Source organism: Chromobacterium sp. ATCC 53434 (assembly GCF_002848345.1).
In the GTDB taxonomy this organism is placed as follows: domain Bacteria; phylum Pseudomonadota; class Gammaproteobacteria; order Burkholderiales; family Chromobacteriaceae; genus Chromobacterium.
This window is the reverse complement of the sequence record NZ_CP025429.1, coordinates 432552-446484: the sequence shown is the minus strand read 5'-3', so window position 1 is coordinate 446484 and position 13933 is coordinate 432552. Positions and strand designations below refer to the sequence as shown.

The following is a 13933-nucleotide window of genomic DNA, read 5'->3' as shown; positions in this document are numbered from 1 at the left end:
TCAGGCGCCCCGCTTGGCGGCTTCGGACGCCGGTAACAACGGGATCAGCATTTCGGCGCGCAGCGTCTCCAGCGGCAGCAACGGCGACATGTCCTCCAGCGGCATCGACAGCATGCTGCCGTCCGGCTGCGGCAGGGCGGCGGCCTTCGGCTGCAGCGTCTCGCTCTCGTTCAGCCTGACGTCGCACAGTATCGGGCCCGGGTGGGCCAGCGCCGCGGCCAGGCCGTCGGCCAGCTCCTCGACGCCCGCTATGCGCATCGCCGGCAGGCCGTAGGCTTCGGCCAGCTCCAGCACGTCGGGGATCACCACGCCGGCTTCCGGCCCGGTGCCGACGTAGCGGCTCTGGAAGTAGTTGCGCTGGGTATTGCGTATCGACGCGTAGCCGTTGTTGTTCATGATGAACAGCCGGATAGGCAGCCGCAGCGCCGCCAGCGTCGCCAGCTCCTGCAGGTTCAGCTGCAGGCTGCCGTCGCTCTCGACGGCGATCATCGGCTTGGAACCGTTGCCGAGGCAGGCGCCTATCGCCGCCGGCAGGCCGTAGCCCATCGAACCGAGGCCCGAGGTCAGGAACACGCGCTGGCCCGGCTTGTTGCGGAAGGCGGTGTAGAACACCTCGACCGCCAGGCCGGAGCTGCCGGTGGAGATCAGCGTGTTCTCCGGCGCGGCGTCGGACAGCGCGTCGACGAAATGGTAGTGGTTGATCTCGCCGCGCGTCGGGAACGGCGCGCCGTCCTGCACCGGATAGCGGCGCTTCCAGTCGGCGCAGCGGTCCAGCCACGGCTGCCACCGCGCCTGCGGCAGGCTGTCGGCGGCGGCCAACAGGCCGTCCAGGCACTGTTTGGCGTCCATCACCAGCGGCAGCTCGATCTCCATGTCCAGCTTGGCGATCTCGGCGGCGTCGACGTCGACGACGACCTTGCGCGCCGCGCGGGCGAAGCCTTTCGGGTTGTAGGCGGTGAGGATGTTGTCGAGGCGGCTGCCGATGGCGATCAGCAGGTCGCAGTTCTGCACCGCGAAATTGCCGGGCCGCAGCGCAACGACGCCGGGACGGCCGGCGCACAGCGGGCTGTCCCACGGCACCAGGTCCATCGCGTTCCAGGTGGCGGCCACCGGCACTTGCAGCGTTTCGCTGAGGCGACGCAGCGCGTCGGCGCCGCCGGCGATGCGCACGCCGTGGCCGGCCAGGATCAGCGGCCGCTCGGCCTGCCGCAGCATCTCGGCGATGGCGGCGACATAGTCTTGACCGGTCGGCGCGGCTTCCGCCTCCGGCTGATAGCCCGCCAGGCCGGCGGGATCTATCGTCGCGGCCTGCACGTCCAGCGGGATGTCCAGCCACACCGGGCCGGGACGGCCGTCATGCGCCAGATGCAGCGCCTCCTCCAGATGCCGGCGTATCGCTTGCGGGTCGGTGACGGTGACGGCGTACTTGGTGACCGGCCTGGCCATCGCGACGATGTCGACCTCCTGCACGCCCTTCTGGCGCAAGCCGCTGCCCTGCAGCAGGTCGGCGCGCTTCACCTGGCCGGAGATCACCAGCAGCGGCAGCGATTCTATCCAGGCGCCGGCCACCGGCGTCAGGATGTTGGTGGCGCCGGGACCGGTGGTCACCATCGCGACGCCGGCCCGGCCGGTCTGCCGGCCGTAGGCCTCGGCGGCGATGCCGCAGGCCTGCTCGTGGTGACAGTGAACGGGGGTCAGATCGGGCTGCAGCGCGATGGCATCGTTCAGATGCATCGCGCCGCCGCCGGGCAGCAGAAACACATGGCGCACGCCGCGCGCGGCCAGGAAATCCATCACATAGTCCGATAAGCGGACAAGCTTGGCGGTCATCGTCACATCCAGTAAGTCAAATGGGTCTTGCGGTCCTTGTTGGCGCTGATCGCCTCGTCGGTGTAGTAGGAGTCGTCCTTGAAGTGGGTGGACGAAATCTCCTCGAACACCACGCCGCCGGCGGTGTGGAAGCGGTGGCGCACGCCGCGCTGCACGGTGATCACGTCGCCGGCCCGCGCCTGGCGCTCCTCGCCGTCCAGCCAGATGGCGATGTCGCCGTACAGCACGATGAAGGTCTCTTCCTTCTTCAGGTGGTACTGCTCTGGATGGGTCTGGCCCGGCAGCATCACGATCAGCTTCTTGCAGTACTCGCGGTTGATCACCGTCAGCATCGACAGACCGAACTCGTCGAAGCGCTCCAGGCCGTAATGGTGCGATATCTCCAGATCCGAGCGGCCCGGCACGACGATGTTGGCGGTCTTGAACAGCGCCTTGACGGCGTCCACCGTCTTCATCACCTTGTCGCGCAGATGCTGCGGCTGCAGTTGCGCGCCCATCACCGGCGCGTCGACGGCGATGTCGGCGGTGGCGGTGTAATGGGTGTACTTCGACCATTCGTTGGCGGTCAGCTGTCCTTCCACCGGCGGGAAGGCGAAAGTGACGTTGTCGGCGGAAAGGCTCTCTCCGGCCTTGATCGGCCGGGTGGCGAACACGCCGCGGCGCAGGGAGCGCAGGCTGGCCTGCTCGGTCGCCGACGCCGGGTCGCACGTGCCGTCGCCCAGCATCGCGAAGGCGCGGGCGGCGGCCTGTATCCAGCGGCGGATCTGCTCCGGCGTCGCCGAGTAATTATTGGCGGCGTACTGCTCGGTCGGCAGCGCCACGTGCTTTTCGAACACCGTCGCGCCCTGGGCGACGGCCAGCATCACCGGCTCCATCAACTCCGGGTCCTCGTGCGTCGAATAACCGATGCGCACGCCGGCGTACTGCTCGCGCAGCTGCTTGATCCGCGCCAGGTGCAGGTTCTCGTCCGGGGTCGGATACTCGGCCACGCAGTGCATGACGGTCAGGTCCTTGTCCCGGTGCAGCATGAAGCTGACGACATTGTCGATGTCCTCGCGCCGCGCGCCGGCGGTGGAGGCCACCACCGGCTTGTCGCTGCGCGCGATGCGCTCAAGCAGCGGCCAGTCGGTGAACGAGCAGCTGGCGATCTTGATGATCTCGATGCCGTGTTCCTCGATCAGGTCCACCGAGGCCTCGTCGAACGGCGTGCAGACGGTCTTGAAGCCCTGCGCCTTCATTTCGCTCACCAGCCGCAACATCTGTTCCGGCTGCAGCCGGGTCTCCTCGAAGCGCTTGACGTATTTGACGTCGTCGCGGCCGCGGAAGCTGGAGTGGATGAAGGTGTCCAGATGGCGGTACTGCAGCTTGAAGCCGAAGTCGAAATCGAAGCCCTGGCAGGATTCGCGTATCGCGCGGATCAGCGCAATGCCGTGATCGACATTGCCCATGTGGTTGTTGGCCATCTCGAAGATGAATAACGGCTTTCGCATGATGGGCCTCTCTTTCAGTCGAAATTGGCGCCGAGGAAGGTTTCCAGCTTCCCGGCGGTGAAATCCAGCATCTGCTGGGACAGGCCCGGATACAGGCCGATCCAGAAGGTGTCGTTCATGATGCGGTCGGTGACCGGCAGCGGCGTCGCGCAGCGGTAGTTCCGGCCCTGCATATACGGCTGTCGGGTCAGGTTGCCGGCGAACAGCAGCCGGGTGCCGATGCGATATTGATCCAGATAGTTCAGCAACTCGACGCGGCCGACCTGGGCCTCGGGCCTCAGCGTCAGCGGGAAGCCGAACCACGACGGATCGGAACCCGGCGTCGCTTCCGGCAGCAGCAGGAATTCGGCGCAGCTTTGCAGCCGCTCGCTCAGATAGGCGAAGTTGCGCTTGCGCGCGGCGATGAAGCCGTCCAGCCGGTCCATCTGGGCCAGGCCACAGGCCGCCTGCATATCGCTGATCTTGAGGTTGTACCCCATGTGGGAATAGGTGTACTTGTGGTCGTAGCCACAGGGCAGCTGACCCAATTGCCAGCCGAAACGCTTGCCGCAGGTATTGTCGCGGCCCGGCGCGCAATAGCAGTCGCGGCCCCAGTCGCGCACCGACTCCATGATCAGCCTCAGTTGCGGATCGCGGGTGAACACCGCGCCGCCCTCGCCCATCGTGATGTGATGGGCCGGGTAGAAGCTCAGCGTGCCGATGTCGCCGAAAGTGCCGACCTTGCGACCGCCGAAGGTGGCGCCCAGCGCGTCGCAGCAGTCCTCGATCAGCCACAGGCCGTGCTGGCGGGCGAAGGCCGCGACGCGCTCCAGATCGAACGGGTTGCCCAGCGTGTGGGCGATCATGATGGCCTTGGTGCGCGGCGACAGCGCCGCCTCCAACAGGTCGGCGTCGATATTGTAGGTCGGCAGCTGGACGTCGACGAAGACCGGCACCGCGCCGTTCTGGATGATGGGATTGACCGTGGTCGGGAAACCCGCCGCCACGGTGATCACCTCGTCGCCCGGCCGGATCGCCCGGTCGCCCAGCTTGGGCGAGGTCAGCGCGGTGAAGGCCACCAGATTGGCCGACGAGCCGGAGTTGACGGTCAACACGTGAGGCAGGCCGATGAATGCGGCCAGCCTAGACTCGAAATCGGCGTTGAAGCGCCCGGTGGTCAACCAGCCGTCCAGAGCCGCGTCGACCATATTGGCCACTTCGGCGGCGCCTATCACCTTGCCGGACGGCGGCACCGCCGTCTGGCCTGGCGTGAACGGGGCCTGGGCGAAGCGCTCTTCGGCGTATTCCCGCACCAGGGCGAGGATGGCCTCGCGGGTGGTATCTGTCATTCCTTGATTCTCCGATTAAACGCCCGCATAGGCCGCGATCTGGCCGAGGGTGAAGTCTTGCATGTCCTCGCCGCGCCGCCAAGCCTGGTGCCAGGCCAGCGTCGCCGCCAACGCCGCCTCCAGATCCCAGCGCGGCGCCCAGCCCAGCTCGGTCCGCGCCTTGGCGCTGTCCAGCCTCAGCAGGCCGGCCTCGTGCGGGTGGCCGCCGCCGTCCCGGTGCCAGCCGGCGCCGGCGCCGTACTGGCGGGCCAGCGTGTCCGCCACCCAGGACACCGGCCGGTCGCTGCCGTCGCCGGGGCCGAAATTCCACGCCGCGGCGGCGCCGCGGCCCTGCGCCAGCCGCTCGGCCAGCCGCAGATAGCCGGCCAGCGGCTCCAGCACGTGTTGCCAGGGCCGGACCGCGTCCGGGCTGCGTATCGCCAGCGAACGGTCGTCGTCGAAGGCCCGCAGCAGGTCCGGCACCAGCCGGTCGGCCGCCCAGTCGCCGCCGCCGATGACATTGCCGGCGCGCGCGGTGGCGACGGCGGCGCAAGCGTCGGGGAAGGAGCGGCGGTAGGAGGCGCACACCAGCTCGGCGCAGGCCTTGCTGCTGCTGTACGGGTCGTGGCCGCCGAGCGCGTCGCTCTCGCGGTAGGCCCACGGCCATTCATGATTTTCGTAGCATTTGTCGGTGGTCACCGCCACCACCGCCTCGACGCCCGGACACTGCCGCACGGCCTCCAGCAGATTGGCGGTGCCCATCACATTGGTCGAGAAGGTTTCCAGCGGGTCGGCGTAGCCGCGCTTGACCAGCGGCTGCGCCGCCAGATGGAAGACGATGGACGGCTCGCAGTCGCGCAGCGCCGCCGATAGCGCCGCGGCGTCGCGCACGTCGGCCAGCGTCGTCGCCGTCCGGCCGCCGACGTCGGCCGCGCAAAACAGCGACGGTCCGGCCTCGGGCGGCAGCGAATAGCCGTGGACGCGGGCGCCCAGGCTGTGCAGCCACAGGCTCAGCCAACCGCCCTTGAAGCCGGTGTGCCCGGTCAGGAACACCCGGCGGCCGCGCCAGAAGCCGGCGTTCACCACTGCTTCCATGGCGCCTCCCCGCTGGTCCACAGCTCTTCCAGCAGATTCTTGTCGCGCAGCGTGTCCATAGGCTGCCAGAAGCCGCGGTGCTCATAGGCGGCCAGCTGGCCACGGTGCGCCAGCGCCTCCAGCGGATCGGCCTCCCACACGCAGCCGTCGCCGTCTATCAGGTCGAAGACCGACGGATTCAGCACGAAGAAGCCGCCGTTGATCATGCCGCCGTCGCCGCGCGGCTTTTCCTTGAAAAACTCGACGCGCTGATTGCGGATTTCCAGCGCGCCGAAACGGCCCGGCGGGTATACCGCCGTCACCGTCGCCTCGGCCTGCTGCTCGCGGTGATGGGCGATGACGGCGCCGATGTCGATATCGCTGACGCCGTCGCCGTAGGTGAAGCAGAAGTCGCGCTCGTTTTCCAGATGCCGGCGCACCCGGCCCAGCCGGCCGCCGGTCTGGGTGTCCTCGCCGGTGTCGACCAGGGTCACGCGCCAGGGCTCGGCATGGCGCTCGTGGACGAACATCTGGTTATTGCTCAAGTCCAGCGTCACATCGGAACTGTGCAGGAAGTAATTGGCGAAATACTCTTTGATCACGTAGCCCTTGTAGCCGAGGCAGATGATGAAATCGTTGATGCCGTGGGCGGAGTAGATCTTCAGGATATGCCATATGATAGGCTTGCCGCCTATCTCTATCATCGGCTTCGGACGAAGGTGGGATTCTTCGCTGATGCGCGTGCCAAGGCCTCCGGCCAAAATCACAGCTTTCATACATCTTCTTTCTCATCGCGCCCGGCCGCACCGACCGGGCCTAAGCATTGACTTCATCCACTTCCGGCCGCGCCCGCCTGGACGTCGCGCCGCCGGTTTCGCGCCGCGCCGGCCGAGCCGGACGAGGCGGCGGCTGCCCCGCATGCGGGCCGTCGGGCAAAAGCCGCGGCCTGCCCGCTATCTATCGACCTGAAATGCGGGGAGCTTGAGCGCGGGACCGCCGCCGCGCCGATGCGCCGGCCGTTGCGCCGGCGCTTGCGCGCGCGGCCCGCGCCCTCAGTCGTTGAAAACGGCCTGCAGCGTGCCCATCAAATCCTGCACGCTCTTCGCCGCCACCGCCGGATCGAACTCGACGCTGCGCTGATGGCCCTTGCCGGCGGCCCAGTTGCTGACCAGGCACAGGTGGGCGTAAGGCAGTTCCAGCTCGCGCGCCAGTCCGGCCTCCGGCATGCCGGTCATGCCGACGATGTCGGTGCCGTCGCGCTCCATCCTGGCGATCTCGGCGGCGCTCTCCAGCCTCGGTCCCTGCGTGCAGCCGTAGACGCCGCCGTCGACGCCGCTGATGCCGGTGGCCTTGATCGCCGCCATCAGCCTGTCGCGCAGGACCTCGTCGTAGGGGCTGGAGAATTCGGCGTGCACGACGGGCCGTTCCGGCCCTTCGAAATAGGTATGCTTGCGGCCCCAGCTGTAGTCGATGATGTCGTGTGGCACGACCAGCCGGCCCGGCGCCATGTCCGGCCGGATGCCGCCGACGGTGCCGATGGCGATCACGCCCTTGACGCCCTGGTCGTGCAGCGCCCACAGATTGGCCCGGTAGTTGATTTCATGCGGCGCCAGCGAATGGCCGTAGCCGTGGCGGGCGATGAACACCACGTTCTGACCGGCGATCTTGCCGAAGGTCAGCGCGCAGGACGGATCGCCGTACGGCGTGCGCACCACTTGGCGATGGGTCACTTCCAATACCGACAGCCGAGCGAGTCCGCTCCCCCCGATGATTGCCAACATGTCCGTCTCCCCCACTTGTCGTTATGCGCGGCCTCATTGCGAGACGATGGCCTGGACCATTCCGCCGCTTTCGCTCTGAATTATGTCCGAATCCGCGCGGCTGCGGACAAGAAATCAGCCTCGCGCCAGCCATGCTTGGCTAATTTTCTTGAAGTTGCATATGGGGTGGATGCCACCTGCCGGCAATGCCAAATACATTGGCATGAAATTCTCTTGATGAATGTCAATGATAATGGTTATCATTAACAAATGAATACCAAGCCACCCGTCGCGAACAAGCCTGTCGCCCCTCCGCTGCTGCACAGCCGCCAGCTGTTCGGCGCCGGACGCGAGATCCTGATCGAGCACCAGGGAGAGCTGTACCGTCTGCAGCTGACCCGCAACGGCAAATTGATACTGATTAAGTAGCCCTCGCATTAAGTAGCCCTCGCAAACAAGAAAGACCCCGCAAGCCAGCCGACAGCCAGCCAGCGGAAACGACAACGACAATGGAGTTTCCATGGCACTGTTCCGCGCCACCCCCCTGATGCTGAGCCTGGCCGCCGCCTGGCCGGCCTTCGCCGACACCGCACCGCCGACGCTGGACACGGTCCAGGTCACCGCCCATCGCAGGGAGAAGCCGCTGGCGGAGACCGCGCCCAACGCCACCGTGGTGTCGCGCCACAAGCTGGACGACCGTCTGGTCCGCGACATCGCCGACGCGGCCAAATACGAGCCCGGCGTCGAAGTGGCGGCCGATCCGAATCGCCGCGGCAACGCCGGCTGGACCATACGCGGCATAGACGGCAACCGCATCCTGATGCTGATAGACGGCGAGCGGCTGCCGGAAGCCTACGCCGGTGGCGGCAACGGCAACGGCGCCATCTCAGGCCGCGACTTCGTCGAGTTGGAAACGCTGCGCGCGATCGACATCGTCAAGGGGCCGACCTCCAGCCTGTACGGCTCGGACGCCATCGGCGGCGTGATCGGCTACCGCACCAAGACCGTCGACGACTTCGTGCCCGAGGACAACAGCGTCGGTGGCAGCGTCAAGGGCTTCGGCGCCAGCGCCGACAACAGCTGGGGCGGCAGCGCCGGCTTCGGCGTCAAGGGCGAGCGCGCCGACGCGATGCTGATCTATACCCACCGCAACGGCCACCAGACCGACAATCAGGGCGGCAACGACAGCAGCACGACCTCGCGCACCACGCCGAACCCGCAGGACTGGAACAGCGACAGCGTGCTGGCCAAGCTCGGCTACAAGCTGACCGAGCAGCAGCGGCTGGAACTGACGCTGGAGCACTATCGCCGCGACACCGACACCAATCTGCTGAACACCCTGTATCCGGCCTATGTCTCCCGCGGCCGCCCGGTGCCGGGGCAGCTGAGCCAGACCGCCGCCGACCGCACCTTGCGCAATCGCGTGTCGCTGGCCTGGGAAGCGCGCCAGCTGGGCCCGCTGGACCGGTTGGCGGTCAAGCTCTACCAACAGAAGCTGAACAATGCCGACGACAGCTACAGCCTGTTCAGCGACCGCAGCCAGGTCCAGTCCAATTACAACTTCTACCAGAAGATCGTCGGCCTGAGCCTGGACGCCGAGCAGCGCTTCGCCGCGCTGTCGGCCGAACACCAGCTGTTGTGGGGCGTGGACCTGTCCCGCACCGACACCAGCCGGCCGCGGATGAAGACGCAGTACAACGCCAACGGCAGCACCACCAACACCGTCGGCGGCGAGACCTTCCCCAGCAAGACCTTCCCCGACAGCACCTCGGACCGCGTCGGCCTGTTCGTGCAGGACGAGATGAAGTTCGCCAACGGCATCGCGCTGTCGCCGTCGCTGCGCTGGGACCACTACAAGATGAACACCCAGCCCGACCAGGCCTACGCCAACAGCGGCGGCCAGACGGTGCCGTCGTTCAGCGACGGCGCCTTCTCGCCCAAGCTGGGCCTGAGCATCCCGTTCGCCAGCCATTACACCGGCTTCGCCCAGCTGTCGTCCGGCTTCCGCGCGCCGCCGTTCGACGACGCCAACATGGCCTTCGTCAACCGCGGTTACGGCTACCAGGTGATCTCCAACCCGAATCTGAAGTCGGAAACCAGCCGCGGCTTCGAACTGGGTCTGAAGGGCCAGTGGGACAGCTTCGACTTCGGCCTGACCGCCTACCAGAACCGCTACCGCGACTTCATCGAGCAGCAGAGCCTGGGCGTGGTCGGCGGCCTCTTGACCTATCAGTACCAGAACATCGGCCGCGTCGACATCAAGGGCGCCGAGGCCCGCGCCGCCTGGCGCTTCGCGCCGGGCTGGCAGACCCAGGCCTCCGTCGCCTACGCCCACGGCCAGGACCTGGACAGCAACACGCCGCTGGACTCTATCGCGCCGCTGTCGGCGGTGCTGGGCCTGCGCTACGACCAGGCCCGCTTCGGCGGCGAGGCGCTGCTGCGCGCGGCCGCCCGCAACAACCGCGCGCCGTCGGTGGCGTTGCCGCCGCCGTCCACCGCGCAGACCGCCGGCTTCGCCGCGCCGGGCTATGCGACGCTGGACCTGACCGCCTACTGGAAGCCGGCCAAGGGCACCACGGTGCGCGCCGGCGTGTTCAACCTCTTCGACCGCAAGTACTGGAAGGCCGCCGACGTGCGCGGCATGGCCGCTAACGACCCGACGCTGGACCGCTACACCCAGCCCGGCCGCAATGTCAGCGCCAGCGTCGAATACCAGTTCTGATCATCGATCCCGGGCGGGCGGCCGTGCCGCCCCCCGCAACAACAGGAGAAAACCATGAGCCAGCTATGGGACCGCTATCTGACGCTCAAAGCCAGCCAACCCAAACTGCGCGCGCGCGACGCCGCCGAGCTGCTGGATGTCAGCGAATGCGAATTGCTCGCCGCCGATCCGGCCGCCCTGCCGCTCAAGGCCGAGTGGCCCGAAATCCTCGCGTCGCTGGCCCCGTTGGGCCGGGTGATGGCGCTGACGCGCAACCACGCCTGCGTCCATGAGACCAAGGGCGACTACGCCAATGTCGAGATCGACGGCAAGGTCGGCCTCGCCATCAACCCCGTCATCGACCTGCGCATCTTCCTGTTCCACTGGCGCCACGGCTTCGCGCTGCGGAGCGAGACGCCGCGCGGCGTCCAGCGCAGCCTGCAATTCTTCGACCGCCACGGCGAGGCGGTGCACAAGGTCTACCTGACCGCCGACAGCGACGTCGCCGCCTTCGACGAGCTGGTCGCGCGCTTCGCCGCGCCGGCCGCCGCGCTGACGCTGGAACCGGTCGCCGCCGCGGCGGCCGAGCAGCCGGACGAGGCCATAGATCGCGACGCCTTCCAGGCCGAGTGGCAGAGCCTCGCCGACGTGCACGCCTTCCATCCCTTCCTGCGCCGCTGGCAGGTGTCGCGCCGCCAGGGCTTCCGGCTGGCGCCGGCGGGCCAGGCCTGGCGCGTCCGCGAAGACGCGATCGAGCAACTGCTGCGCCGCGCCGCCGCCACCGAAACGCCCATCATGGTGTTCGCCGGCAACCGCGGCATGGTCCAGATCCACACCGGCCCGGTACGCAATGTGCAGGTGGTCGGCGACTGGCTGAACGTGCTTGATCCCGACTTCAACCTGCACCTGCGCACCGACCTGATCGCCGAGGCCTGGATCACCCGCAAGCCCGGCGACAACGGCGTGGTCACCTCGCTGGAACTGTTCGACGAGGCCGGCGAATCGCTGGCCACCTTCTTCGGCGAGCGCAAGCCCGGCCGTCCGGAACGCGCCGAATGGGTGAAGCTGCTGGGCGAGCTGCCGCCGCTGGAGCAGGCCGATGTCGCGTAAATCCCTGCTGGTCGGCCTGCTGCTGGCCGCGCTGCCGCTGGCCGCCTCCGCCGCCGAACGGCTGGTGGTGGTGACGCCGGACATCGCCGAGATCGTCGTCGCGCTCGGCGCCGCCGGCGAGGTGGTCGGCCGCGACCGCAGCAGCCGCGAACCCGAGCTGGCCCACGCCCAGGTCGTCGGCTTCTCGCGCGCGCTGAACGCCGAGGCCATCGCCAAGCTGAAGCCGACCCTGGTGCTCGGCAGCGCCGCCGCCCAGCCGCCGACGCTGTGGCCGCAACTGAAGCAATTGCGGCTGCGCGCCGAGGAGGTCAGCGCGCGCGAGGACGGCCGCGACTTCGCCGAGGCGATACGCAAGATAGGCGGCCTGCTGGGCCGCGACGCCGCCGCCGCCAAGCTGGCCGGCGACTGGCAGCGGGGCATGCAGCCGCGCCCGACGCGTGCCGTCCGCTACCTGGTCAGCTACGACGGCAGCCTGGTGGCCGGCCGCGACACCGCGCCGGACACGCTGATCCGCGCCGCCGGCGGCGTCAACGCCGCGGCCGGCCTCAGCGGCTTCAAGCCGCTGGGCCGCGACGCCTGGCAAGCCTTGAAACCCGACGTCATCATCCTGGGCAGCCACACCTCGGCCGTCTACGGCGGCAAGGAGGCGTTCACGCGCCGGCCGGAAATCGCCGCGACGCCGGCCGGCAAGCAGGGCCGCGTCTACCAGCTGCCGCCGCAGCAGGGCATGCTGATCGGCCTGGGCAGTCCGGCCGTCGTGGAACAGATGGTGAAGATGTGAGCGGCGCCCACCGCTGGCTGTGGCCGATCCTCGTCGTCGCCAGCGTCGCGCTGCCGCTGCTGGCGCTGTCCAGCTCGGCCGGCCATCTGGCCTGGCCGGATTTCGCCGATCCGCTGGTCAGCGAGCTGAGGCTGCCCCGGGTGGCGGCGGCGCTGGGCGTCGGCGCGGCGCTGGCCGCCAGCGGCGCCGCGCTGCAGGCGCTGTTTCGCAATCCGCTGGCCGACCCCGGCCTGATCGGCACCTCGGGCGGCGCCGCGCTGGCGGTGATCGCCGTGCTGGCGCTGGGCCTGACCGGCCTGTCGCTGCCGCTGGCGGCCTTCGGCGGCGGCCTGGTCGCCACCTGGCTGATCCTCGCGCTGGCGCGGCTGGCCCGCGGCGGGCTGGCCGGCCTGCTGCTGATGGGTCTGGTCGTCGGCGCCTTCTGCGGCGCGGTGTCCAGCCTGATCCTGTTCATGTCCGACGACCTGACGCTGCGCTCGGCCAGCAGCTGGCTGGCCGGCAATCTCGGCTCGGCGCTGCCGGGCCGGCTGTCGGTCTGCCTGCTGGTCGCCGGGCTCGGCGTCGCGCTGCTGTGCGCGATAGGCCGCGATCTCGACTGCCTGCTCTTGGGCGAGGAGACCGCGCGCTCGCTGGGCATAGACACCCGTCGCACCCGCCGGCTGGCCGCGATAGGCGCCGCGCTGGCCACCGGCGGCGCCGTGGCGCTGTCCGGCGTCATCGGCTTCGTCGGCATGATGATCCCGAACGCGCTGTCGCTGCTGGTCGGCGGCTGCCGCCGCCGGCTGATCCTGCTGTCGGCCTGGGCCGGCGCGCTGTTCCTGCTGGCGGTGGACACGCTGGCGCGCAACATCGCCTGGCCGCTGGACCTGCCGGTGGGCCTGATGGCCGCCTTCGCCGGCCCGCCTTTCTTCATCTGGCTTTTCCGCCGCCAACAACGGAGCGCGAGCAATGGCTGAATCCCACACCCTGAAAGTCCGCGAACTGGGCTACCGCATCGGCGACCGGCCGCTGCTGCAGGACATCCGGCTGGACCTCGAAGCCGGCCAGGTCAGCGCGCTGCTGGGCCCGAACGGCGCCGGCAAGACCACGCTGCTCAGGCTGCTGGCCGGGCTGGCCTCGCCCAGCGCCGGCGCGGTGCGCCTGGGCGGACAGTGCGTCAGCCGGATGGCGCCGCGCGAACGCGCCCGGCGGATAGGCTGGGTGCCGCAGCACCTGCCGGCCGACCTGCCGCTGACGGTGGCCGAGTTCGTCGCGCTGGGCCGGGTGCCGTATCTGGGCGCCTTCGGCCGGCCGGCGCCGCGCGACCGCGAGGCGGTGGAAGCCGCCATCGCCGTCGTGGAAATGGACGGCCACGCCCGCTCCCGGCTGGACTCGCTGTCCGGCGGCGAACGGCAGCGGGCCGCCATCGCCCGCGCGCTGGCGCAGCAGGCGCCCATCATCCTGCTGGACGAGCCGACCAACCACCTGGACCTGCGCCACCAGCACAAGCTGCAGCTGCTGCTGCGCGAACTGGCGGCCCAGGGCAAGACCGTGGTCCAGGTGCTGCACGATCTGACGCTGGCGGCCGAATACGCCGACCAGGCGGCGCTGCTGCAGGACGGCCGGCTCATCGCCTGCGGCTCTCCGCGCCAGACGCTGACGCCGGAGCGCCTGCTGTCGGTCTACCGCTGGCCGGTCCGGCTGCAGCACCACGCGCCGCTGGCCGCCTGACAGCCTGCTCACGGTCGTTCTCCTGCAGCCGCCGTTTTCCGCCGGCGACAGATCGTGAACAGGCGCCAAGGCCCGGCCTGTCCCAGAGGGAAGTCCGCCGCCCTCCTCCTGCGGCCTGTCTCGTACTACAACTAGATCAGCATGCTACTCATTTTCCCCGTTCGTCATGA

General features: G+C 68.8%; 12 protein-coding genes. 6 read left to right on the top strand and 6 right to left on the bottom strand.

Annotated features, from left to right (window positions below):
• The 6 genes from CXB49_RS01915 to CXB49_RS01890 all read right to left on the bottom strand — a co-directional run bounded on the left by CXB49_RS01915 (nucleotide 1) and on the right by CXB49_RS01890 (nucleotide 7482).
• A complete protein-coding gene (locus CXB49_RS01915; RefSeq protein ID WP_101706836.1) occupies nucleotides 1-1830 on the bottom strand; it encodes a thiamine pyrophosphate-binding protein in 1830 nt (609 codons plus the stop codon).
• Nucleotides 1831-1832: 2 nt separating this feature from the next.
• Nucleotides 1833-3320: an N-acetylneuraminate synthase family protein gene (locus CXB49_RS01910; protein WP_101706835.1), complete on the bottom strand. Its 1488-nt coding sequence runs from the start codon at nucleotides 3318-3320 to the stop codon at nucleotides 1833-1835.
• Nucleotides 3321-3334: 14 nt separating this feature from the next.
• Nucleotides 3335-4648, bottom strand: coding sequence for a lipopolysaccharide biosynthesis protein RfbH (gene rfbH, locus CXB49_RS01905; RefSeq protein WP_101706834.1), 1314 nt, complete (start codon nucleotides 4646-4648; stop codon nucleotides 3335-3337).
• A 15-nt stretch (nucleotides 4649-4663) separates the two neighbouring features.
• The gene (gene rfbG / locus CXB49_RS01900) at nucleotides 4664-5722 is read right to left on the bottom strand and encodes a CDP-glucose 4,6-dehydratase (RefSeq protein ID WP_101706833.1); all 1059 of its coding nucleotides are present in this window, start codon (nucleotides 5720-5722) and stop codon (nucleotides 4664-4666) included.
• The gene (rfbF, locus tag CXB49_RS01895; protein WP_101706832.1) at nucleotides 5707-6477 is read right to left on the bottom strand and encodes a glucose-1-phosphate cytidylyltransferase; all 771 of its coding nucleotides are present in this window, start codon (nucleotides 6475-6477) and stop codon (nucleotides 5707-5709) included. The genes rfbG and rfbF overlap by 16 nt, the downstream gene beginning before the upstream one ends.
• A 276-nt stretch (nucleotides 6478-6753) precedes the next feature.
• Nucleotides 6754-7482, bottom strand: coding sequence for an S-methyl-5'-thioinosine phosphorylase (locus tag CXB49_RS01890; RefSeq protein ID WP_101706831.1), 729 nt, complete (start codon nucleotides 7480-7482; stop codon nucleotides 6754-6756).
• Nucleotides 7483-7731: 249 nt separating this feature from the next.
• Between CXB49_RS01890 and hemP the strand changes: the two genes are divergently transcribed.
• From hemP to CXB49_RS01860, 6 genes are all read left to right on the top strand, one after another.
• Nucleotides 7732-7890: a hemin uptake protein HemP gene (gene hemP / locus CXB49_RS01885; RefSeq protein WP_101706830.1), complete on the top strand. Its 159-nt coding sequence runs from the start codon at nucleotides 7732-7734 to the stop codon at nucleotides 7888-7890.
• 91 nt (nucleotides 7891-7981) lie between these two features.
• Nucleotides 7982-10183 carry a TonB-dependent hemoglobin/transferrin/lactoferrin family receptor gene (locus tag CXB49_RS01880; protein ID WP_101706829.1) on the top strand — a complete coding sequence of 734 codons (2202 nt, stop codon included), beginning with the start codon at nucleotides 7982-7984 and terminating at the stop codon, nucleotides 10181-10183.
• A 54-nt stretch (nucleotides 10184-10237) separates the two neighbouring features.
• Nucleotides 10238-11272 (top strand): hemin-degrading factor, encoded by a 1035-nt coding sequence (locus CXB49_RS01875; protein ID WP_101706828.1) that lies wholly within the window; start codon nucleotides 10238-10240, stop codon nucleotides 11270-11272.
• The gene (locus CXB49_RS01870; RefSeq protein WP_101706827.1) at nucleotides 11262-12053 is read left to right on the top strand and encodes a hemin ABC transporter substrate-binding protein; all 792 of its coding nucleotides are present in this window, start codon (nucleotides 11262-11264) and stop codon (nucleotides 12051-12053) included. Before CXB49_RS01875 ends, CXB49_RS01870 begins: the two co-directional genes overlap by 11 nt.
• 17 nt (nucleotides 12054-12070) lie before the next feature.
• Nucleotides 12071-13009 (top strand): iron ABC transporter permease, encoded by a 939-nt coding sequence (locus CXB49_RS01865; RefSeq protein ID WP_101710568.1) that lies wholly within the window; start codon nucleotides 12071-12073, stop codon nucleotides 13007-13009.
• Nucleotides 13002-13763, top strand: coding sequence for an ABC transporter ATP-binding protein (locus CXB49_RS01860; protein ID WP_101706826.1), 762 nt, complete (start codon nucleotides 13002-13004; stop codon nucleotides 13761-13763). The genes CXB49_RS01865 and CXB49_RS01860 overlap by 8 nt, the downstream gene beginning before the upstream one ends.
• The last annotated feature ends 170 nt before the right edge of the window (nucleotides 13764-13933 follow it).

Coding starts and splice junctions, on each gene's coding strand:
- CXB49_RS01915 (WP_101706836.1), bottom strand. CDS start 1,830: ATGACCGCCAAGCTTGTCCGCTTATCGGACTATGTGATGGATTTCCTG.
- CXB49_RS01910 (WP_101706835.1), bottom strand. CDS start 3,320: ATGCGAAAGCCGTTATTCATCTTCGAGATGGCCAACAACCACATGGGC.
- rfbH (WP_101706834.1), bottom strand. CDS start 4,648: ATGACAGATACCACCCGCGAGGCCATCCTCGCCCTGGTGCGGGAATAC.
- rfbG (WP_101706833.1), bottom strand. CDS start 5,722: ATGGAAGCAGTGGTGAACGCCGGCTTCTGGCGCGGCCGCCGGGTGTTC.
- rfbF (WP_101706832.1), bottom strand. CDS start 6,477: ATGAAAGCTGTGATTTTGGCCGGAGGCCTTGGCACGCGCATCAGCGAA.
- CXB49_RS01890 (WP_101706831.1), bottom strand. CDS start 7,482: ATGTTGGCAATCATCGGGGGGAGCGGACTCGCTCGGCTGTCGGTATTG.
- hemP (WP_101706830.1), top strand. CDS start 7,732: ATGAATACCAAGCCACCCGTCGCGAACAAGCCTGTCGCCCCTCCGCTG.
- CXB49_RS01880 (WP_101706829.1), top strand. CDS start 7,982: ATGGCACTGTTCCGCGCCACCCCCCTGATGCTGAGCCTGGCCGCCGCC.
- CXB49_RS01875 (WP_101706828.1), top strand. CDS start 10,238: ATGAGCCAGCTATGGGACCGCTATCTGACGCTCAAAGCCAGCCAACCC.
- CXB49_RS01870 (WP_101706827.1), top strand. CDS start 11,262: ATGTCGCGTAAATCCCTGCTGGTCGGCCTGCTGCTGGCCGCGCTGCCG.
- CXB49_RS01860 (WP_101706826.1), top strand. CDS start 13,002: ATGGCTGAATCCCACACCCTGAAAGTCCGCGAACTGGGCTACCGCATC.